The organism is Pseudoneobacillus rhizosphaerae, from assembly GCF_917563885.1.
GTDB classification, from domain to species: domain Bacteria; phylum Bacillota; class Bacilli; order Bacillales; family Cytobacillaceae; genus Pseudoneobacillus; species Pseudoneobacillus rhizosphaerae.
On sequence record NZ_CAKJTG010000024.1, the window covers coordinates 47,235 to 69,170 of the forward strand.

Genomic DNA, 21,936 nt, shown 5'->3' on the forward strand with positions numbered 1-21,936 from the left:
TTTTTTGAAGCTTATACTACTCCTAACAACCAATTTAGGAGTTGAAAGCTCATGTCACATCCAACAAAATATGCCTCTCAATCACGTTCCACATTAAAAATAGACGGGCATAATTATGAATACTATAGTCTAAAAACTCTAGAAAAAATGGGGGGCGGTCACGTTTCAAGACTTCCATTTTCGATAAAGGTTCTATTAGAGTCTGCTCTCCGAAACTACGACGGGATTTCTATAACCGATGAGCATATCAAAACACTTGCAACATGGAATGGTAAGGTTCATTCTCATCAAGAAGTGCCGTTTAAACCTGCTCGAATTCTCCTTCATGATACGACTGGCTTACCAGCATTAGTTGATTTAGCTGCGATGCGTGAATCAGTTGCTCGCCTTGGTGGAAAACCTTCTATAGTAAATCCCGCTATACCTGTGGATCTAGTTGTTGACCATTCTGTTACCGTAGATTACTTTGGCACTCCTCTTGCACTAGAAGCCAATGAAAAAACCGAATTCGAACGAAACTATGAGCGTTTTCGTTTTTTTAGATGGGCACAAAAAGCATTTAAAAATTTGAATATCATCCCTCCTTCTACAGGAATTATGCATCAAATTAACATGGAATTTCTTTCTTCTGTGGCTGTTAAGCAGCAAATAAATGGAAAAAATGTACTATTTCCAGATTCACTTGTCGGAACTGACTCACATACAACGATGATTAATGGACTTGGTATTGTGGCTTGGGGCGTCGGAGGAATTGAAGCTGAGGCCGCTATGCTCGATCAGCCACTTTATTTTGTAACTCCAAAAGTTATTGGCTTTCGTTTAAGTGGTGCTTTACCTGAGGGAACCACTTCAACAGATTTAGCTTTAACGATAACCAATATCCTTAGAACTAAAGGAGTAGTAGGCAAATTTGTAGAATTCTTCGGTCCAGGTGTTAGTAAGATGAGTGTAGCTGAACGGGCAACTATCGCTAATATGGCTCCAGAATACGGAGCAACGATGGGCTTTTTTCCAGTAGATCAAGAAACGATAAACTATTTAAGATCGATAGGAAAAGATGAAGAACAAATCTCAATCATTGAAGCTTACTATAGAGCTCAAGGCATGTTCATGAATCTTGATGATGAGGATCCTGATTATCCTGAGATTATTGAGTTGGATTTATCTACAGTGGAACCTTGTCTTGCAGGTCCAAAGCGTCCACAGGACCGAGTTGAACTGAAAAAAATGAAACAAAGCTATCAGCATTCTCTATGTAATTCGATTGAGAATGGTGGTTATGGGGTTCCTGAGGGAGATCAACATAAAAAGGTTGAAGTGATATTAACATCAGGGGAAAAAGTGACTTTAGAGCAGGGAGCTGTTGTGTTAGCTGCTATTACTAGCTGTACAAACACATCCAATCCGACTGTTTTAATTAGTGCGGGACTACTAGCCAAGAAGGCTGTAGAAAAAGGCTTGCAAAAACCAGCTTACGTTAAAAGCTCATTAACACCTGGTTCTAGAGTTGTCGCTGACTATCTATCTCAATCAGGATTATTAACGTATATGGAGGAATTTGGTTTTCATATTGCTGGATTTGGCTGTGCTACTTGTATAGGTAACTCAGGACCATTAGAAGAGGAAATTAGTAAAGCCATTGTGGATAATGATTTACTTACAGCCTCTGTGTTATCAGGTAATCGTAATTTTGAAGGGCGAATTCATCCACAGATTAAAGCAAACTATTTGGCTTCACCGCCACTTGTCATTGCCTATGCCCTAGCTGGAACGGTAAATATCGATGTCCATAGAGAACCAATTGGTTACGGATTCGATCATCAGCCTGTATTTTTAAAAGATATTTGGCCAACATCAGAAGAAGTACAGAATTACATGAACAAATGGATACATCCTGAGTTATTTCGCAAAAGATATGCTTCCGTATACGGTGCCAATACACGTTGGAATAACATACAAGCCCCTGAAAGTGAGCTTTATGAATGGGATGATCAATCAACCTATATTCAAGAACCACCGTTTTTAAATCATTTAGTAGAAGGAAAATCAATGGGTATTCAGGATATTCGCTATTCTCGTGTGTTGGCATTACTAGGTGACTCTGTAACAACGGACCATGCTTCGCCATCTGGGGCCATTAAGCCAGATAGTCCTGCAGGATTATTTTTACTTGAACAAGGTGTTCAGCCAAAAAACTTTAACTCCTACCCTTCAAGAAGGGGCAACCATAAGGTCATGATGCGCGGTGCATTTGGTAATGTCCGCATTCGGAATAGACTTGTTCCTGGTAGCGAGGGCGGGGTCACCACTCATTTCCCTAGTGGTGAAGTCATGTCCATCTATGATGCAGCGATGAAATATCAATCTAGCAATACCAATTTACTAGTTATAGCTGGCAAGGAATATGGTACCGGGAGTTCTCGTGATTGGGCTGCTAAAGGACCTTACTTACTGGGGGTTAAAATGATTCTTGCAGAAAGCTTTGAGAGAATCCATCGTAGTAATTTAGTCGGGATGGGTGTGCTTCCTTTGCAATTCGCTGACGGTAACAATATTGAAAAGCTGGGAATCACGGGACGGGAAATCTTTGAAACGGTAGGGCTGGACGAGGATATTCAGCCTGGCCAGACCATACAAATACGCGGTGTTCGAGAAGACGGAAGTCAATTTAGTTTTGACGCCATTGTTCGACTAGATAGTATTGTTGAAGTTGAGTATTACAAGAATGGTGGAATTATGCAAACAGTGGTGAAAAAAATGTTGGCTGGATCTGGGTCTACTACCAATTCTATTTAATAAATAGGCACGCGCAATGAATTTTATTATTTTATAAGAGTGTGTTGGAAGCAGGGAGAATTCTCTGCTTCTTTTTGAAATTAAATAGATTAGCTGCAAGGAGAAGTTGGGTTTGGATGCTTTATTTGTTATAGCTTTGTGAAATTTGCGCATTGATTGTGGAAGTACGCGCATAAATCTTGGATACCCGCACATAAAAATTGGATACCCGCACATAAACTTTGGATACCCGCACATAAAACCTGGAAAGCCGCGCATATATTGTAAAATTCCGCACATAAAATATCCGAACAAGCCTATAAAATGATGTATTTGATTTTTTAAATATAGTTTTTCGCTAAAACAAGGGGATTTCAACTTCTAAATTACCTTTTTTATAGTTTTTTGTACGAGCATAAATTAATTTCGACTTTTTGAAGTATGATTCCGACTTTTTGAAGTATGATTCCGACTTTTCTTACGAGAATTCCGACCAAATATGAATTAATTCCGACTTTTTCACATTTTTGACGCATTTCAACCGTATTTTCCCTCGCTTTCCTATCATTTAATAAAAAATCCCTGCTATCGCATCTTCGGAGCGAAAGCAGGGATTTGTAGTTTAATAGGTCAATTAGTTTATTTTCCTAATCGGTTGTCCATCCAGATAGGCTTGAATATTTTCAACGGCCTCTTTAAAATAGATGCGATAATTGTTCTCTGAGACATAGCCTAGATGCGGTAAGGCTAGAACATTATCAAGCTTGCGAAAAACATGGTTATCTGACAATGGTTCTTGCTCGTACACATCAAGACCTGCACCTGCAATCCAGTTATTTTCTAACGCCGTAATAAGGGCTGATTGGTCAATGATTGCGGCTCTGGATGTGTTAATCAGATAAGCCTGGGATTTCATATGCTGCAGCTCCCTCTCCCCAATAAGATGCTTAGTTCGTTCACTAAGGACCAAATGGATGGATACAAAATCACTTTGAGTAAGTAATTCCTCAAGGGACGATGCCAGTGTGACACCTACCTCAGCTGTTCTTTCCTCAGTCAAGTTTTGACTCCATGCCACAACATCCATGCCAAAGGCTTTACCTACCTGTGCTGTCTTACTCCCAATTTTCCCAAGCCCGATGATACCCAATCGCTTTCCAAATAAATCTACTCCAATCGTACTTTGCCAAGGTCCATTTTCACGTATTGACTGATTCTCTTTCACGATATGACGAGATAAACCTAGTATTAGAGCCCAAGTTAATTCGAGGGGAGGCTCTGAGCGGCTACCTGTTCCGCATACTGTTACACCATGTGCAGTTGCAGCTGCCAAATCAATGGAAGCATTCCTCATACCGGAAGTGATGAGTAGCTTTAATTTAGGTAGACGTGAAATAACGGAAGCAGAAAAAGCTGTTCTTTCTCTCATAATCACGATAATTTCATAATTATCCAAAACGTTTATTAGCTTATCTTCACTCTTAAAATGTTCTTGAAAAACTTCTACATCTACTTTCGAGTTTATAACTGACCAATCCGCCATCGTTAATGCAGCATTTTGGTAATCATCGAGAATTGCACATTTGAGCTTCAAACCGGCCTTCCTCCTTCGGTAAATATCTTATAAATGGAATGCGACAAATTTCAACTCGGTCATTTCTTCGGTGGAATACTTGATTCCCTCTTTTCCAATTCCACTATTTTTTACACCACCATACGGCATTTGGTCAACACGAAATGTGGGTATATCATTAATGATAACCCCTCCAACCTCCAGACGTTCAAATGCATCAAAAGCTTTATGAACAGAGGTCGTATAAACACCTGCCTGCAAACCGTAATCAGAATCATTGATGAGTTGTATTGCCTCATCCCAATTTTTGTATGAATTCACAAGTACAACAGGTCCAAAGGCTTCATTGCAGGATAATGACAATTTCGGATGACCGTTTGTCATAATAGTAGGTCGCAGGATCGTACCTTCTCTTTTACCACCAGTTACAATCGATGCACCGCCCTGCTCTGCTTCATGGATCCATTGCTCAATACGTTCGGTCTCCCGACTATTAATTAGGGCAGATATATCAGTAAGCTCCGAACTAGGGTCTCCGACCACTAATTTTTCTGTTTTTTCAACCATATATCTTAAAAATTCTTCATAAAACTCTTCCCTTACATAAATCCGTTGCGTAGAAATACAGACCTGCCCTGCAAAAGAAAACGCTCCTTCTGCGCAACGTGCTGCAACAGCCTCTAAGTTTTCTACACTGTCAATAATGACACCAGAGTTAGAACCAAGCTCAAGCGTGACTCTTTTTAAACCTGCTTTTTCTTTAATGGCGCGACCAACCTCTAAGCTTCCAGTGAAAGTGACCATCTTTACACGTTTATCTTTTACAAGACTATCACCAATGTCCCCACCTCTACCCGTAACGACATTTAAGGCACCTGATGGTAGTCCAGCCTCCTCAAAAAGACGAGCAGTCATCAACGCACTTAAAGGGGTTTGGGATGCTGGTTTCAACACAACCGTGTTACCTGCCGCAAATGCAGGACCTAATTTATGTGCGGTTAAGTTGAATGGAAAATTAAATGGTGTAATGGCGACAATGACACCAAGTGGTTCCCTCTTTGTAAAACCGAATTTACCTTTTCCGCCTTTTGCTGCATCCATCGGGACGGTCTCACCATGAATTCGTTTTGCCTCTTCAGCCGCAAAGCGATAGGTTTCGATCGTACGCATAATTTCCATACGCGCCGCTTTCAATGGTTTCCCAGCTTCCTTTGTTAAAATAATCGCACATTCTTCTAGCCTTTCTTCGAACAAATCTGAAACCTTTCTTAAAATATCCGACCTTTCAAGTGAGGTAAGCCCTCTCATCACAGCCGTAGCTTTATGTGCACTAGACAAAGCTGCCTCAACATGTGAACCTTCTGCTAATGGTACTCGTGAGATTATTTCTCCATTATAAGGTGAAGCCAGTTCATAAAATTCTTTCGTGTCAACCCATTCCCCATTGATATACAGTTGCTTTTTTTCCATAAAAAAGTCCCCCCACTTAGTTAATCATCCCATTGTATGCCTTTTGATAAATGCTTAATATTTTGCGTTCCGTCAGATTATACGGTGTGTTTGACAGTAATCGGTCTATTTTTGCTGCTTGCGCCGCTAGCATTGGTAAGGATGATTCTTCAACACCTAATTCTTTTAACGATGTCGGTAAGTCCAGTTCTGACAGTAAGCTATATAAATACCTCACTACAGCTCCTAGTGAATCATTAGGGTGCTGACGATAATCCCCTAAACGTAAGAATGCCGCAATGTCGACCATCTGATCGATACAAGTGGTACCAGTTACTTCAAAAACGAAGGGCATCAGTAACGCATTGGCTATACCGTGTTCAATGTGATACTTTCCTCCAAGTGGATACGCTAACGCATGTACGGCCCCTACCCCTGCATTAGCAAGTGAGACCCCAGCCAAATGACTCACCCAACTCATGCCAATTCTTGCATCCAAATCCTTACCATGATTGACAGCCCTTGAAATATATAACGGAAATAGCTTCATCGCTTTTTCTGCATAAATTTGGGTTAGCGGGGTTGAGCGTACAGCTACATAAGATTCAATTGCATGGGTGAACGCATCAACTCCAGATGCTGCCGTTACTCTTCTTGGACAAGAAATGGTTAATGCTGGGTCAACAATGGCCAGGTCAGGCAGAAGAGCAGGGCTCACTAGACCTCGTTTCACTTCCTGAACCTCATCTCCGAAAATAGCATTCATCGTAACTTCTGCACCTGTACCCGAAGTAGTCGGAAGCAAAATGCAAGGTACCCCACGTTCTTCAATTGTTTTTTTACTAGAAAGATAATCCTCAATATCTTTTTTATTTAAAAGTGCTGCAGTCGTTTTTGCTACATCCATCGCACTTCCACCACCAATACCAACTACGAGATCACAACCTTCATCTTTAATGGTTTTGATTGTTTTTTCTAATAGTGAAAAGGTTGGCTCACCTTGAATATCGGTAAATGTAATGATGGGTAAGGATAAAGGTTGAAGAAGTTCAGCAACCATCTGAATAACACCTGCTGCTTCCAATCCTTTATCGCTAATAAGGCCGATTTTTTTTGCACCGAATTTTTTTACTTCCTCTGGTAATGTCTGAAGCGCGCCAACTCCAAAACGAACTGCCTCTGGCATCCGAAAATCCTGATATCCAACCATATTTCTCTTACCTCCAATATTATTTTTAGTATTCCGACACTAATTTTTATAAACAATTAATCTATTACCAAACGGTCCATCCACCGTCTACAAATAGAGTCTGCCCCGTAACCATGTCCGACGATGAGGAGCTTAAGAATAACAAGGCTCCGAACAAATCCTCCGATTTTGCTAACCTACCTAGAGGAATTCGGCTTAGCACCTCAGATTTAAAATTTGGGTCATCAAACATTTTTTCAGTCATCGGTGTTTCGATGAATGTAGGGGCTATTGAATTTACATTAATCTGGTGACTAGCCCATTCTATCGCTAACGATCGCGTCAATTGCATAACCCCTCCCTTGCTAGAGCAATAGGCAGCCCTGTTGAAATAACCGACTTGTGCCATTTGAGACGAAATGTTAATTATTTTTCCTTTGTTTTGTTCCTTCATGTATTTTCCAGCAGCTTGGCAACAGAAGAAGGCGCTTTTTAGATTTAGATCCAGCACTGTATCCCAATCTTTCTCTGTGACTTCGTCTGCAGGCTTGGGAATATTTATTCCAGCATTATTTATTAAAATATCAATCTGGCCAAAATGGTTAAAAACCTCATTCATCATCTCAGAAATATCGTCAACCTTTGTTATATCGCAAGGATAAAACATCGTGTCAATGCCTTCGCCTTTCATTTCATTAGCAAGAGCTCTTAATTTCTCTTCATTCCTTGCTACTAAAGCAACTCTAGCACCAGCATAACCTAATAGTTTTGCCATATCCCTTCCAATACCCTGGCTAGCTCCAGTAATAACAGCTACCTTGCCATCCAAATTAAAAAGTTTATTTATGTTCATTCTATTTCCCTCCCATTTGATTATTTTACTGACCCACTGGTTTTTCTAATAATAAGTTCGGGCTCGAGTGTAATCCGTATAGATTGGTCAATAGCCGTTTTCCCCTCGATTATTGAAATCAAATGTTGAATGGACAGTATGGCCATTCGCTTTTTCTGTTGCGATACAGTAGTCAATCCAATAAAGGGACTTGCTGAGATGTCTATATTATCAAACCCAATAACTGACATATCTTCAGGAATTCGCAAACCAAATCTTTTGATAGCATCCATAACGGCAATCGCCATCTGGTCGTTAGCTACGATAAAACCGGTTGGTCTCTCATGAAGATCAGCCACTAGTAAACGTAAGGTATATTGTAGAATATTCTCATAATCAAAGGGTCCCTCATAAATAAGATCTTGGTGTGGATCAATGCCGTGTTTCCTTAGCCCCAATAAATATCCGTTTAAACGATTTTGAAAGGAAGAGTATTGAATGGGTCCAGAAATATAAGCAATTCTCTTGTGCCCAAGTGTAATGAGATGCTCGACAGCAAGCATTGAGCCCTTTTCATTATCAAGCTCAATATAATTCACAGATTTAGAATCCAGGTTTCGGTTATATAACATGATTGGAATCCCCAGCTCCTGCAAATCCTTTATCTGGTCGTTCTTGCGAGTGATAGATGCGATAATCACACCATCTACCCGCTTTGCAATTAATGATTTGACACTTTGCTCAAAAAAATCCCTACGATAATCAGTATCTACTAAAATGACTTCATAGCCGGAACCCTGGGCTTCCTTAATAATCACCTTTGCCGTTTCGGCATAGAAGGGATTAGCAATATCCCCAACGATTAAACCTATCGTTCGAGTTTTATTCGTTACTAAGCTTCTCGCAAGAAAATCAGGTTCAAATCCAAGATCGTCAATGGCTTTTTGTACCTTTTCCTTGGTTGATTGCTTGACGTGAGGATAATGATTTAGAACTTTAGAAACCGTTGGTTGAGAGACACCCGCTCGCTTCGCAACATCATAGATAGTAATTTTAGGTTTCATTTTCCGTTCCTTTCTTTTACAGCTTTAATTCGGAATGCGCATTCTGAATTGGATAAATAAAAAGGGAACAGTTTGCATGTTCCCATTGTTCTTTTTTGCATTACCCCTCATCATTTATGATGACATTTTTTCCTTTTAGCTTCATAAGTAGTGGGATTGTAATCCATAATACTGCGATAATTAAAAAGATTGCCGATAATGGTTCTTTATAAAACACTGCATAATCACTGTTGGATATCGTTAATGCTCTTCGGAAATTATTTTCTATCATTGGCCATAATACTAAACCTAACACTAAAGGTGCGACAGGATAATCGTTCTTTGTTAGAAAATAGCCAGCCACCCCACAGATCATTAGTAAAATCAGATCGAAGGTGGTTACTTGTACGGCATACACACCAAAAACTGAGATGGCAACAATCATTGGTATCAAATACTTCGGTGGTGTTGAGATAATCTTTGCAAATACTTTTACTAGTGGTAGATTCAAGATTAATAGCATTAAGTTACCTAAAAACATACTTGCAATGAGTCCCCATGCGACATCAGGATGTTCTTTAAATAACATCGGTCCCGGATTGATATTGTACATAACGAGCGCACCCATTAAAACAGCAGTCGTACCCGAACCAGGTATTCCCATTGTTAAAAGCGGTATAAGCGCCCCACCAGCTGCTGCGTTATTGGCCGATTCAGGAGCTGCTACCCCTTCTATCGCACCTTTTCCAAAATTAGCTTTGTTCTTACTAACCTTCTTTTCAAGGAGGTATGCCATAAAGGAAGCTAACGTTGCTCCTGCTCCCGGTAATATTCCCATAAAAAATCCTAAAAGCGATCCTCTGGCAATCGGGGCAGCGCTATCTTTCAACTCTTTTTTTGTTGGTAGTAATTTTTCAATCCGGGCCAGTTTCCCAGAATGAATTTCATTATGAATAATCGTTTTAAACACTTCACCAAGGGCAAATAACCCTACAGCAACAGTTAGAAACTCCAATCCGGAATAGAGCTGTCTAAACCCGAAGGTAAAGCGGGCTACACCAGAAACAACATCAATCCCAATAGAGGCTATAAGTAAACCAAATACTGTCATCATTAATGCCTTGGTAACCGATTTTCCAGATAAACCACTAACTGCGCATAGTCCTAATACCATTAAAGAAAAGTAATCTGCTGGCCCAAAGTTTAATGCCATTTTTGACAAAGGCTGCGCCAAGAAAATTAATCCAATAAGAGCCACAATTCCAGCCACAAATGAACCGATTGCAGAAATGGATAAAGCGGCACCGGCTCTTCCTTGCTTAGCCATTTGATAACCATCTATTGTCGTTGTGACTGATGAGGACTCACCAGGTGTATTTAATAGAATGGAAGTTGTGGATCCACCGTACATCGCACCATAATAAACACCAGCCAATAAAATAATCGAGCTTGTTGCTGCATCAGACGGGCTTAATCCAGATGTCATCGAGGAGGTAACTGGGATAAGTAATGCTACCCCGCTGATTGGTCCAATCCCCGGAAGCACACCCACAGCCGTTCCGATTAATACGCCAATAAAAGCAAAAATTAAATTTCGCATTGTAAATGCTACTTCAAATCCATCAAGTAAATAGCCAAAAACGTCCAAATGTGTACCTCCTTAAAAGCCTAGCCACTCAGGAAAACCGGGCAAAGTTCCTTTCATTACTACAACATACAAATAATAAATACCGAATGAAATCACACCAGAAATAATGATTGAGTTCAAGATTTTTCCCTTTTCCATAATTTGGAATGCGAGAAACAAGAACAAGAAGGTACTAATTACATATCCTAAAGGCTCAAGTAACAAACAATATAGAGTAGCGATGCCAATGAGAATGAAAAAGCGCTTATATTGTAATTTTTCCTTCTGTTCATCTGAGTTTTTCACACGGAAAGTTTGATAAAAGTTGATTAATGATAATAAGGATAAAACGATAGCCAAAACCATTGGCAGCATACCTGGTCCAATCGTACTACCAAATGATCCCTTTAACATCTTGGTACTTTCAAAAATAAACACCGCACAAAGTGCAACCATACCGATACTTAAACTACGATCAAACGTTTTGTTCAAAATACCCCTCCTACAACAATGAGTGAGAAAGAGCAAATGCTTTTTCTCACTCATCCAAAAATGTATCCTTTTAATTTGCTTTAAACTTAGAATAAAGAACCCAGTTTCAGCTGTTTATTTGGCTAAGCCCAATTTTTTATAAAGTTCAAGATAAGCTGCCTCTTCTTTTTCCATAGAAGCAATCCAGTCCTTTGAATTCATGTAACCATCTTGAATTCCTAGTGCTGCATTTTCAGATAACCATTGATCACTTTTAGCGATTGTTGTTAATGTCTCTTCCCAGAATGCTTTTGCTTCAGGAGACATATCTTTCGGGCCGTAAATTCCACGCCAGTTTGCTGTCGTAACATCAAAGCCTTGCTCTTTGTAAGTTGGTATGTCTGCGAAATCTCCTCCGACTCTTTCTTCAGAGCTAACTCCTAACACTCTTACATCTCCTGATTTCAAATACTCTGCAACACTAGATAGGTCAGAAGTAAGGATATCAGCGTTACCACCAAGTAATGCCGTTACTGCCTCTGAACCACCATCATAAGCAGTATATTTCACTTTATTACCATCGATACCATGAGCATCAGCAACAAGAATAGAATTCAAGTAATCCCAAGTACCTGGTGCACCACCACCAGCAACCGTTAAGGATGATGGATCTGCTTTCAATGCATCCATAAACGACTTCAAATCTGTAAATTTAGAATCTGCTTTAACAGCTAGAACACCATAGTCAACCTGTAAACGAACTAATGGTGTTACATCACGGAAGGAAACCGTAGCAGTTCCTTCTGACTTAATATAGTTCAATACAAACGGTGTGGAAGCTAACATAAGCTTGTAGTCATTCCCTACCTCTTGAAGTGCAAATTCAGTAGTACCAATTACTTGTCCACCACCAGGCTTGTTTTCAACAGTGATTGGTTGATCAACTAGGCCCTGTTCAGCTGCAAGCTTGGCTACGATTCGAGAAGCCGTATCAAGTCCTCCACCAGCACCAGATGGAGCCATAATAGAAATTGCTTTTTCAGGTTTGTATTCTTTAACCTCTTTTTCTGAATCATCCCCTGAAGTTTTGTCTGTTGCATTACAGGCTGCCAAACTGAAAGCTAGTAGCCCTGTCATCATACCCATTAACCATTTCTTTTTTAGCAATTGAATCCCCTCCGTTTTATCTATCTATTTGGTATCGCTTTCATAAATAACTTTAAAATAGTTTTCTATTAAAATAAAATTCACTCTTCTTATCAATAGCCATAACTTTTAATTATGTTACTATTCTTTATCTTTCATATATAATGAAGATTCAGAATATATTGAAGTATAAAATACCTGTCAGAATGATAGTATTTGCCTCTCATTATATTCCCCTTTGTTATAATATACCATTCATTTTTGCTATTGTAGTAATTTATTTTACTATTGTAAAATTTAAGTAAATTCTTTTTTTACCCTAAGGAGGGCAATTATGAACAATATTCTAACTGCATTTGAAGAAATTCCAACAACATGTATTTCCGATACTATGCAAGGGCTAAATAATATGGATCCTTCTATTAAACCTTTAAAAGAAGAGTATAGAGTTGCGGGGCGTGCCTTTACGGTGAAAATGCCAGTTGGTGATAACGAATGTGTATTACGCGCAATTAGAGAAGCTAAACCGGGAGATATTCTCGTTGTGGATGCAAAGGGGGATACCTATCGAACCATCGCAGGAGACTTCATTATTGGTCTTGCTCAAACATTAGGTATCAAAGGAATTGTCACTGATGGGGTCATTCGTGACATAGTAGGTGTAAAAAAACTTAATTATCCTGTTTTCTGCAAAGGGACAACCGTAGCAGCAAGCGCAAAAGCAGGCTGGGGCCAAGTTAACGTACCTATCTCTTGTGGTGGAACCTCTGTTAACCCAGGAGATATTATTGTTGCGGACGCAGATGGAGTAGTTGTCATCCCAAAAGAGATTGAGGAAGATGTATTAAAGAAAGCAAAAGACAAACTAATTTTCGATCAAGAAAGAGAAGAAAAAATTTCTGGAAACCCTGAAGCAATTCGCAACTATTTAGATAGTATGCTGTCTAAATAGTAGACGATTATCTTAATGAATCTTAGTGCAAAGGAAGGGAGATAAGTAATTATTATCTCCTTTTTTTGCCTATTTGTATCCCATCATTTAAAACAAATAGATACCTATTTCGAAAACTAAATGTATATATTTTATTAAAATTTAATGCTCAGCTTGTAATTACTGTTGAGCATATATTAGGAGTGTTTCTTTATGAAAGATGATCAAATAAAAGCAAAAGTTCAGGAACAGTTCGCTAAGAATGCTGAAAAGTATGTAAGTAGTGCCACTCATGCCAAAGGTACAGACCTTGAGGCTATGGTCCAATGGCTACAACCATCGCAGGATTGGACATTCTTGGATGTAGCTACAGGTGGAGGACATGTAAGTAAAACAATCTCTCCTCATGTTGGCCAAGTTTTCGCTACCGATCTTACACCACAAATGTTGGCCACTGCTAGAAAGCACCTAACGGCTACCTGTAACAATGTATATTATATTTTGGCAGATGCAGAAGCCTTACCATTTTTGGATGAAACATTTGATGCAGTTGCTTGTCGCATTGCGGCTCATCATTTTCCAAATCCACAAAACTTTGTTGCAGAAGTTTCCCGTGTATTAAAACCAGGGGGTAAGTTTTTGCTTATCGATAATGTAGCACCTTTAGATGCTGAATTAGATCATTTCATGAATACTACAGAAAAGCTTAGAGATGAAAGTCACGGAAGATGTTTTACCATTCAGGAATGGTCACATTGGTTTAATGAACAAGGACTCGTGATCACTAAATCTGAAAATCGGAGGAAATCATTTGATTTTCCAGTTTGGGTCCGACGAACAACTAAAACGGAGGAACAAGTCGATTCAGTAGTGAACCACATCCTAGGTGCAAACGAAGCAACACAGGATTATTTTTCAGTTGTCGTTACAAATGGAGAAATCCAGTCCTTCCAGATTGATGAATGGATGGTTTTGGTTGAGAAGGCTTAAAATTTATGTTGAATGATTGGATTTTCGATGTGTTTTGTCCTTCATTGGCCATGCCTTATGAAGGACATTTGCGTTTTGTTTAGTCCGGTTCAATGTGAACAATTACATCATAAACTTTGTGTTCTGCAATTAATTTGTTTTCAACCATAGAGGCAATATCATGAGCACCCTTTACATCTAATGCGGGATTGACAAGAATTACAATATCGACCACCACATTATTTCCATAGTTTCTTGCTTTAATATCTTTAACTCCTTTTACACCATAACAATTAGTGATTGATGCTTTGTATGTATCTAATTGTGTCTGATCAAATCCATCGGTTAAGTGATGTGACGCATCACGAAAAATATCCCATGCTGTCTTACAAATGATTATACCAACTATCACTGCTGTGATAGGGTCTAGCCAAGGGAGACCGAATTGAGCACCGATAATTCCTATAAAAGTCCCAACACTCACCCATGCATCAGATAGATTATCCTTTGCGGCTGCCATGACAGATTGGCTATTGATTTCTCTTGCCAGTTTACTATTATACCGATAAACAAAATACATAACTAAAGCACAAAAGAGTCCTGTCCAAGCTGCGATTAAATCTGGAGATTGATCTATTGGACTAAACATACTGGAAAATGCCAGAATGATTACCTGGATTCCAACAGCCATCATTATAAAAGAAGCTACCATGGAAGCAATTGTTTCTGCTTTCCAGTGTCCATAAGGATGGTCATCATCAGCTGGTCGTTGGGATAATTTTAGACCAATTAATACGGCTATAGAGGCAATGATATCCGTCGTATTGTTCAATCCATCTGCTTTTAAGGCTTCAGAATTGGCCAATACTCCTACTGCCAATTTTAATGAGGATAAACAAAGATAAGCAATAATACTTATGATCGCTCCACGTTCTCCTCTTTTTAAATCCAGATAAGCTTGTTCTTCCATTATTTTCACCCCATTTGTTACTCCAAATATATTATGGAACGAAAATATCTAGTGGGTCTAGAGAAACCTTTTGTCCACTTTCTAACATTGTAAAAGGTATGAAAAAAAGTTTCTCAAGGTAAAAACCTGTTGTCTTATGGGGAATGAATCTGTACATTGGAAAAACCCATCCAAAATTGGGTGGGTTCTAACTAACTATATTCGATCCAAAACCTGTAATGTTTAACGTAACGTTTTTAATGCACCACTCCATGCGTTAACTTGGTCGAGCATTGCATTAACATTATCAAGGTGTAAATCAGCAGGTTTGAAAACCGTTCCGTTTTCGAAATCTGTAAATAAAGATAAAGTTGGATGAACTCTAACATCTGCAATCAATAATTCGCCACAGATTCCACGCAGATGCTCCGCCGCACGTGCGCCACCTGTTGACCCATAACTAACAATACCAGCCGCTTTATTGTTCCATGCTTCACGAGCAAAATCCAGTGCATTTTTCAATGCTCCTGTGATGCTGTGATTGTATTCTTGAACGATAAATACGAATCCATCTAGACTTGCAAGCTTGCCGTTCCAATCTGCTATTCCGGGCTCAGAGCCGTCTGTTGTACCTAGAAATGGTAAATTAAAATCCGCAATATCAACAATTTCATAATCAGCATCGCCACGTTTATCAGCAATACCTTTAACCCACTCACCTACTTGCGGACTTACTCGCCCTTGACGTGTACTTCCTAAAATGATTCCAATTTTTAATTTTTCTGTCACTTTTACTTCCTCCTCAACTTTTTTTCCAAATAATTTACTAAAAAAACCCATCCCATACACCACCAATTTTTTTCGGTCAGTATTCCTAAGGATATCAAGTACAAATAGGGTCCTTGCACCTACTTGACAGACGTTCTGCAAGAGCATTAATTCAAACTCTTTCATTTATTAATTCTTTCCTATTCTCTTGATCAGCATTCTTACCTTTACTTGAAATTTTTAAATCCCTTTCAAAGATTTCACTTTATTTTAAAATTTCACTACACACTTAAAAACCTGCCGATTTTTTGTTAAAAAAACACTAGACGATAAAAGAGTATCGTGTTATCATACTACCATACTAATACGTTAATACTTTAATAAACTAAAGCAAAATACAGGAGGCTCATCATGAAAAGATTTACATCAATACTCGTATTATTTGGATTTATTTTAATCATCGTAGCAGGGTGTTCCAGTTCAGCTTCTTCAAATACAAATAAAATAATCATTGGAATCGATGATAAGTTCGCACCTTTGGGATTTAGAGATGAAAATAATGAAATTGTTGGGTTTGATATTGACTATGCAAAGGCTGCTATAGAAAAAATGAATAAAGAAGTTGTCTTCCAACCCATTGATTGGAGCTCAAAGGAGTCTGAATTAAACAGTGGTCGTATTGATTTAATCTGGAATGGTTATACCATTACGGACGAACGAAAAGAGAAGGTACTTTTCACTAAGCCCTATCTAAAAAACGCCCAAGTTGTGATGACTAGGTCCGATTCAAGTATTTTCAAAATGAAAGATCTATCAGGCAAAGTGGTCGGTGTTCAATCACTATCATCTGCTTCAGATGCCTTGAATGCCAATGAAATAGCATCTAAGATAAAAACCGTTACGGAATTCAAGGACAATGTATTCGCCCTAAGTGATTTAAAAATAGGTCGTATTGATGCTGTCATCATTGACCAAATTGTTGCGGAATATTACATGACGAAAGAACAAGATACGTACAAAATTTTGGATGAATCTCTTGCACCGGAAGAATATGGAATTGGAGTAAAAAAAGGAAATGAAGACTTGTTAACGGAATTACAAAAGGCGTTAGACGAGCTTAATAAAGATGGTACTGCGACTAAAATCTCAGAAAAATGGTTTGGTGAAGATAGAGTTCTAAAATAATCGTTTTTCCAACAAGAATTTTAAATGATTAAGGGAAATAATTCTTACATCATTCGAAAAATTAGTCCAAGTATTCTATAGGAGTATAAAAAGATGAGTACAGATTACCTAGTTAACATTACGATCCCAATGCTCGAAGGAGCCAAGATAACGATACTACTTTTTCTTATTGCGATAGCTTTTTCTATTCCATTGGGATTTTTTATTACATTACTATCCCAAAGTAACAATAAGGTAATCTCGGGGATTTCCAAAAGCTATGTTTATGTGATGCGAGGAACTCCGCTCTTATTGCAATTGTTATTCATTTGTTTTGGACTGCCAATGATTCCAGTGATAGGGGAATACTTAGTAATGGATCGATTTGTTGCTGCTTGTTTAGGTTTTATTCTTAATTATGCAGCTTATTTTTCTGAAATTTTCAGGGGTGGATTGTTGTCTATCGACAAAGGTCAATATGAGGCCGCACAGGTGTTAGGCTTTAGTAGGAGCCAAACCACCATTAAGATTATCCTTCCCCAAATGTTTCGAATTGCACTACCAGCCGTTTCTAATGAGTCGATTACACTTATCAAGGATACCGCACTTTTATATGCAGTTGCGGTACCTGAGTTGTTACATTTCGCTCAGACGGCTGTAAATCGAGACTTCACGATTGTTCCTTTTTTCATTGCTGGTATTATTTTTCTACTACTAACACTCGTTTTGACAGCTATTTTTAGATGGCTTGAACATAAATTTAAATTTGAATAAAGGGAATGGCAAAAGTGACAATCATTCAAGTTTCCAATTTACAAAAATCCTTTGGACAATTATCTGTATTGAAGAATATTACGTTTGACGTAAAGAAAAATGATGTTATTGCGGTCATCGGTCCATCTGGTTCCGGCAAAAGTACCATGTTGAGAAGTATCATTCATCTTGAAAAAGTGGATAATGGTAGTATACGGATTAACGAAGATGATCTTGTCAAAAACGGGATATATCCTAACGATCGTAAAATAAAGCAAATCACTCATAAAATGGGAATGGTATTTCAACATTTTAATCTCTTTCCTCACTTAACGGTGAAGGAAAATCTTGAAATAGCTCCTTTAGTTGTCCAAAGTGAGAAAATCGAAATTGTACGAAAAAGAAGTACTGAGGTATTAGAAAAAGTAGGATTATCAGATAAAGCAAACGTTTTTCCTGCTAAACTTTCAGGTGGACAAAAACAAAGAGTTGCGATTGCTAGAGCATTAATGATGAACCCTGATATTTTATTGTTTGATGAACCTACATCTGCACTTGACCCAGAATTAACAGGTGAAGTATTAAAAGTCATGAAAATTCTTGCACAGGAACATATGACGATGATAGTCGTCACTCATGAAATGGGCTTTGCAAAAGAGGTCGCAAACCGAATTCTTTTTATGGACAATGGCGAGATTGTGGAATCTGGTTCACCCGAACAACTATTTAGTAACCCGAAAAATGAACGCACAAAATCTTTTTTAACTAAAGCATATCAATAGGTCACTAAACATTTCTAAATAAAAAATCGACAGAATCCCCTGTCGATTTTTTATTTATTCATTAGTGTATTTATAGCGTGAAGTAATGTTTAAACATCCCATTACTCCATTCTGTTAAACTAAATACCACTTTACGGTTAACATTACTAAGCCAATTAAGCCTACTGCAACAAAGAAAACAGATACCAGATTGATGGTTTCCTTTTTTTGTCGTTTGTTATATTCTTTATAAGAAATTTCCCCTTTAGCAAATCTTAACCCATCCATACTTGGTTCGACAGGGAATAGTGCACCTTTTTCATCTACTAAGATAACTTTTGTAATGTAACCTGCCCTAGGTTGAGAATTGTATTCATAACCATTTGAATGTGCATATGATTTTTGAGATTCTAAATTCGAACTTTCTGAAACCTCAACATTAACAAATTTATATATGGTTTCTTTCCGTATTTTTTCACTCATTTCAAAAGCTTGTTGCTCAATAAAATGAAATGGAGAACACACATTTAGCACCTCTTTCGAGTAGGATTGAATCTATTTGTTTCTGTCCTAGGTGAATTCCGAAGAATTAGATATTTTTTTACTACACTCATTTTATTTTCCTTAGACCAACTTTTATTTTATGTTATGAAGATATGCTCAATTAGTCAATCTATTTCAACAAAAATTACTACTTATCTTTAATTTTAATTTTAATTAGATTAGCTAATAAAATATGTATGGTGAAAAACAGTCAACTTTTCCGACTAAAGACATTACATCCATTAAAGCTCATTAAATAGATATTTACATATCGATTTTTCGACTTTTTCTATTTGCTCACCAAATCCTCATAAATTCTCGATACTTTATGCAGAATTTTTGTTTATTATTGAGACATACCAAGTAAAGGAGTGAAATAAAATGAAGAAAATCGTTCTTAGTGTTCTTGGTTCTGTGTTGATTTTTGGAATAGGAACTGTGGTAATGGCAGCTAGTAATGATGCAGATAAGGTAAAGGAATCTTTTGAAAAAATGAAGCCGTTTATGGAAGAAATGCATCCTGATTTTTCGAATGAAGAGTTGAAGGAAATGTATGATTCTTGTCATGGCGATAGTGGAAAGTTAAAGGAACAAAACATGGGAAAAATGGAGAACGTGGATCCCAAAAGTATGATGAATCAATTCTAATTGGTTTCAATAATCATTAAATACTATTAATTCCCCTAATCCAAAAAGGTAGGAAGAAACACTCTCCATTAGAGGCGTTTCTTCCTTTTTTTATTACGCTTGTGATATTAAACTCTATGACTCATAGGTAAAGAGAATAAATAAATATTGGCGATTGCTAAAGCAAACATTAGAATGTAGTACGGAAACATGGCTTTGAAAGTGGCCTTATTCCCCATTCTGTATGTCGCATACGTAGTACCAATTAATCCAATTACAATAATCGCATACTGTATCATTTGAACGGTTGGAGTTGAGGCTAAACTGAGACTTGTTGGATTGGATTCTATTCCAAATAGTCCAATACTGTTATACCAAATTGCCTTTCCTTCCGTGAAAATATGGAATAGATTATGTCCTAAGTGTCCCGCAAGGTCTAGTGGAATAATCGCATATCCGAAACGAGTAAAGTTCTTCTTCACCGTACCTTCCATTCCAAAAAACGATGCCAATTTTGCTGTACCTAACAATAACAATATTGGTAATGCCATAGCTATTATGAAGGCAACAGTAAAGTTTACAACATAACTTGACGTTCCAGTCACACTACCAATTATTCTTAAGATATCCTGCCAAGGTTCAAGCATGGTAATGTTTTGCACGAATACGATCCCCATAATGACAGCTGCTAAAGAGGCATGCTCTAGTTTCGGATTTTTTAAGCCCCATAATTCCTTTGTCGGAACTCTTGTTTCAATCATGATCGAATTATTGGGGCAATTTTTAATACAATTGGCGCAAAGATTACATTCAGCACTGGATTCCATTGTTCGTGGGAATTGGAACATCGGACATCCTTCAACCTTCTCCGTTCCTTTATAGCATGATTGGACTTTACATGTTTTGCATATATCAGGATTAGCCTTTAATTGAACTGCCCCAGAGCGTGAATAGTTTCCTGCCAGTCCCCCTAAGAAACAAAGCGTTTTACAGAAGGTTCTTCTCTCATAAAAAACGGAAGTAACAACAACCATTGTTACTAAAAGAAGTAACAAGTACCCCGATCCTCTAGGAGATTCAACAATACCCCAAACATGATCACTGTAAGTAATAGCAATAAAGAATAAATCAATCAGCCAGATTCCATACTTTCTTAGGAATTTAGGCATTGGACGATTGGCTCCAACGGTTTTCCGTATAATATCACTTAACTTTCCGAATGGACAAATGGCACACCAGAAGCGTCCAGCCACTAGGAATAAAATTGGAATAATCGGCCACCAAAGGACCCATGTCATCGTAGTACCGAAGTTTTTGCTAGGATTAACCGTTGACATGACCAATTCAAACACAATAATGGAAAATACAAAAATGACAATCCATTGGAATATTCCAGGATACCATTTACTTTTTACAAACGTTTTAACCAACGGAATGGATAAAAGATCAAAAGGTTTTTTTTCTGGTTTTAAGTTCTTCACAGGCATAGCCATTATTTATTCTCCTTCCGTCTAAACCATTTGTTCCATACTCCGATTAAAATAAAGGACAGGTTGACAGCTCCATAGGTACCTAACACTTTATAGTTCGGTGGCGTTTCCACTACAGGTCCATGATGTCCTTCACTTTCATGTCCACCTTCCTCATGACCCGAATGATTGTCAGAAGTGCCGTGGTCTCCCTCTGTATGGGAAGGAGATGATGTACTATCATGATTTTCACCTGTTTGCTTAGAATGACCAGCGTGACCCCCACCATCATCTTCTTGATTCGTGTTCGTTCCATTTTTAAATTTTCCAGCCGCCTTCTTGAAATTTCTCTCATGGGAATGCCCCTCATCTGCAAGAGCAGTTGTGAGATTTAAGGTAAATATAAATGCTAAAGTAAAAAAAGATAAAACTAACTTTCTCAATGTTTCCACCTCCGCAAAATTAACTAGATCTATTTCATATCTATAATGTAATGGGGACATTTGCAGTTTTTATGCATTTTTGTTGGCAATACGATGGCATCATGCCTTTACGGTATCTTTGTTCAAACTTTTGTAATAAAATTTCACTCGGTACGGGCAAAGGAAGGCGAGAATACGGGCACGATTAGCTTCTATTCGTTACCGTTTCCTCTCTTTTCGGCTGGGTTCGGGCACGATTAGCTTCTATTCGTTACCGTTTTCTCTCTTTTTGGCTGGGTTCGGGCACGATTAGCTGCTATTCGTTACCGTTTTCTCTCTTTTTGGCTGGGTTCGGAGAACGTCTAAAATTTTGTGTAAATGGTTATACTTGCCAATTAAGGAGATGATCAATTATGCAAAAATTTTGGGATATGACAATTAGGGAATTAGCTAGTCAATGTGAAACAGTTGATGA

Annotated in this window: 20 protein-coding genes; 7 read left to right on the top strand and 13 right to left on the bottom strand. The window is 38.1% G+C overall.

What is annotated here, in order from left to right; genetic code table 11:
• Positions 1-51 precede the first annotated feature (51 nt).
• Complete coding sequence (gene acnA, locus LRP83_RS17920; RefSeq protein ID WP_230498076.1) at positions 52-2,796, top strand: aconitate hydratase AcnA; 2,745 nt, start codon at positions 52-54, stop codon at positions 2,794-2,796.
• A 613-nt stretch (positions 2,797-3,409) separates the two neighbouring features.
• Here the strand turns inward: acnA and LRP83_RS17925 are convergent.
• From LRP83_RS17925 to LRP83_RS17960, 8 genes are all read right to left on the bottom strand, one after another.
• Positions 3,410-4,369 (bottom strand): D-2-hydroxyacid dehydrogenase family protein, encoded by a 960-nt coding sequence (locus LRP83_RS17925; protein WP_230498077.1) that lies wholly within the window; start codon positions 4,367-4,369, stop codon positions 3,410-3,412.
• A 27-nt stretch (positions 4,370-4,396) separates the two neighbouring features.
• A complete protein-coding gene (locus LRP83_RS17930; protein ID WP_230498078.1) occupies positions 4,397-5,818 on the bottom strand; it encodes an aldehyde dehydrogenase family protein in 1,422 nt (473 codons plus the stop codon).
• 16 nt (positions 5,819-5,834) lie between these two features.
• A complete protein-coding gene (locus LRP83_RS17935; protein WP_230498079.1) occupies positions 5,835-7,007 on the bottom strand; it encodes an iron-containing alcohol dehydrogenase in 1,173 nt (390 codons plus the stop codon).
• 64 nt (positions 7,008-7,071) lie between these two features.
• Positions 7,072-7,839: an SDR family NAD(P)-dependent oxidoreductase gene (locus LRP83_RS17940; protein WP_230498080.1), complete on the bottom strand. Its 768-nt coding sequence runs from the start codon at positions 7,837-7,839 to the stop codon at positions 7,072-7,074.
• A gap of 20 nt (positions 7,840-7,859) precedes the next feature.
• Complete coding sequence (locus LRP83_RS17945; RefSeq protein ID WP_230498081.1) at positions 7,860-8,882, bottom strand: LacI family DNA-binding transcriptional regulator; 1,023 nt, start codon at positions 8,880-8,882, stop codon at positions 7,860-7,862.
• Positions 8,883-8,982: 100 nt separating this feature from the next.
• On the bottom strand, positions 8,983-10,461 hold the full coding sequence (locus LRP83_RS17950; RefSeq protein WP_230498095.1) for a tripartite tricarboxylate transporter permease: 1,479 nt from the start codon (positions 10,459-10,461) through the stop codon (positions 8,983-8,985).
• A gap of 60 nt (positions 10,462-10,521) precedes the next feature.
• On the bottom strand, positions 10,522-10,980 hold the full coding sequence (locus tag LRP83_RS17955; protein ID WP_230498082.1) for a tripartite tricarboxylate transporter TctB family protein: 459 nt from the start codon (positions 10,978-10,980) through the stop codon (positions 10,522-10,524).
• A gap of 114 nt (positions 10,981-11,094) precedes the next feature.
• Entirely contained in the window at positions 11,095-12,126 is a 1,032-nt protein-coding gene (locus tag LRP83_RS17960; protein WP_230498083.1) for a tripartite tricarboxylate transporter substrate binding protein, read from the bottom strand.
• A 313-nt stretch (positions 12,127-12,439) separates the two neighbouring features.
• On the opposite strand from LRP83_RS17960, the gene LRP83_RS17965 reads away from it, so the two are divergent.
• Entirely contained in the window at positions 12,440-13,057 is a 618-nt protein-coding gene (locus LRP83_RS17965) for an RraA family protein (protein ID WP_230498084.1), read from the top strand.
• A gap of 192 nt (positions 13,058-13,249) precedes the next feature.
• On the top strand, positions 13,250-14,026 hold the full coding sequence (locus LRP83_RS17970; protein WP_230498085.1) for a class I SAM-dependent methyltransferase: 777 nt from the start codon (positions 13,250-13,252) through the stop codon (positions 14,024-14,026).
• 79 nt (positions 14,027-14,105) lie between these two features.
• On the opposite strand, the gene LRP83_RS17975 is transcribed toward LRP83_RS17970, so the two are convergent.
• Together LRP83_RS17975 and LRP83_RS17980 are read right to left on the bottom strand one after the other, a co-directional pair.
• Positions 14,106-14,975, bottom strand: coding sequence for a cation diffusion facilitator family transporter (locus LRP83_RS17975; RefSeq protein WP_230498086.1), 870 nt, complete (start codon positions 14,973-14,975; stop codon positions 14,106-14,108).
• A 222-nt stretch (positions 14,976-15,197) separates the two neighbouring features.
• The gene (locus LRP83_RS17980) at positions 15,198-15,794 is read right to left on the bottom strand and encodes an NADPH-dependent FMN reductase (protein ID WP_230498087.1); all 597 of its coding nucleotides are present in this window, start codon (positions 15,792-15,794) and stop codon (positions 15,198-15,200) included.
• 339 nt (positions 15,795-16,133) lie between these two features.
• Here LRP83_RS17980 and LRP83_RS17985 point away from each other — a divergent pair, with 339 nt between their 5' ends.
• From LRP83_RS17985 to LRP83_RS17995, 3 genes are all read left to right on the top strand, one after another.
• Positions 16,134-16,907 carry an amino acid ABC transporter substrate-binding protein gene (locus LRP83_RS17985; protein WP_230498088.1) on the top strand — a complete coding sequence of 258 codons (774 nt, stop codon included), beginning with the start codon at positions 16,134-16,136 and terminating at the stop codon, positions 16,905-16,907.
• A 93-nt stretch (positions 16,908-17,000) separates the two neighbouring features.
• A complete protein-coding gene (locus LRP83_RS17990; RefSeq protein WP_230498089.1) occupies positions 17,001-17,660 on the top strand; it encodes an amino acid ABC transporter permease in 660 nt (219 codons plus the stop codon).
• Positions 17,661-17,674: 14 nt separating this feature from the next.
• Entirely contained in the window at positions 17,675-18,421 is a 747-nt protein-coding gene (locus LRP83_RS17995) for an amino acid ABC transporter ATP-binding protein (protein ID WP_290369578.1), read from the top strand.
• Between the two features lie 114 nt (positions 18,422-18,535).
• Here LRP83_RS17995 and LRP83_RS18000 read toward each other — a convergent pair whose 3' ends face one another.
• On the bottom strand, positions 18,536-18,883 hold the full coding sequence (locus LRP83_RS18000) for a hypothetical protein (RefSeq protein WP_230498090.1): 348 nt from the start codon (positions 18,881-18,883) through the stop codon (positions 18,536-18,538).
• A gap of 441 nt (positions 18,884-19,324) precedes the next feature.
• On the opposite strand from LRP83_RS18000, the gene LRP83_RS18005 reads away from it, so the two are divergent.
• The gene (locus LRP83_RS18005) at positions 19,325-19,591 is read left to right on the top strand and encodes a hypothetical protein (RefSeq protein ID WP_230498091.1); all 267 of its coding nucleotides are present in this window, start codon (positions 19,325-19,327) and stop codon (positions 19,589-19,591) included.
• A gap of 107 nt (positions 19,592-19,698) precedes the next feature.
• On the opposite strand, the gene LRP83_RS18010 is transcribed toward LRP83_RS18005, so the two are convergent.
• Positions 19,699-21,063, bottom strand: a complete 1,365-nt coding sequence (locus tag LRP83_RS18010; protein WP_230498092.1) for a 4Fe-4S binding protein — start codon at positions 21,061-21,063, stop codon at positions 19,699-19,701.
• Positions 21,063-21,482 carry a hypothetical protein gene (locus LRP83_RS18015; protein ID WP_230498093.1) on the bottom strand — a complete coding sequence of 140 codons (420 nt, stop codon included), beginning with the start codon at positions 21,480-21,482 and terminating at the stop codon, positions 21,063-21,065. The genes LRP83_RS18010 and LRP83_RS18015 overlap by 1 nt, the downstream gene beginning before the upstream one ends.
• Positions 21,483-21,936: the final 454 nt, after the last annotated feature.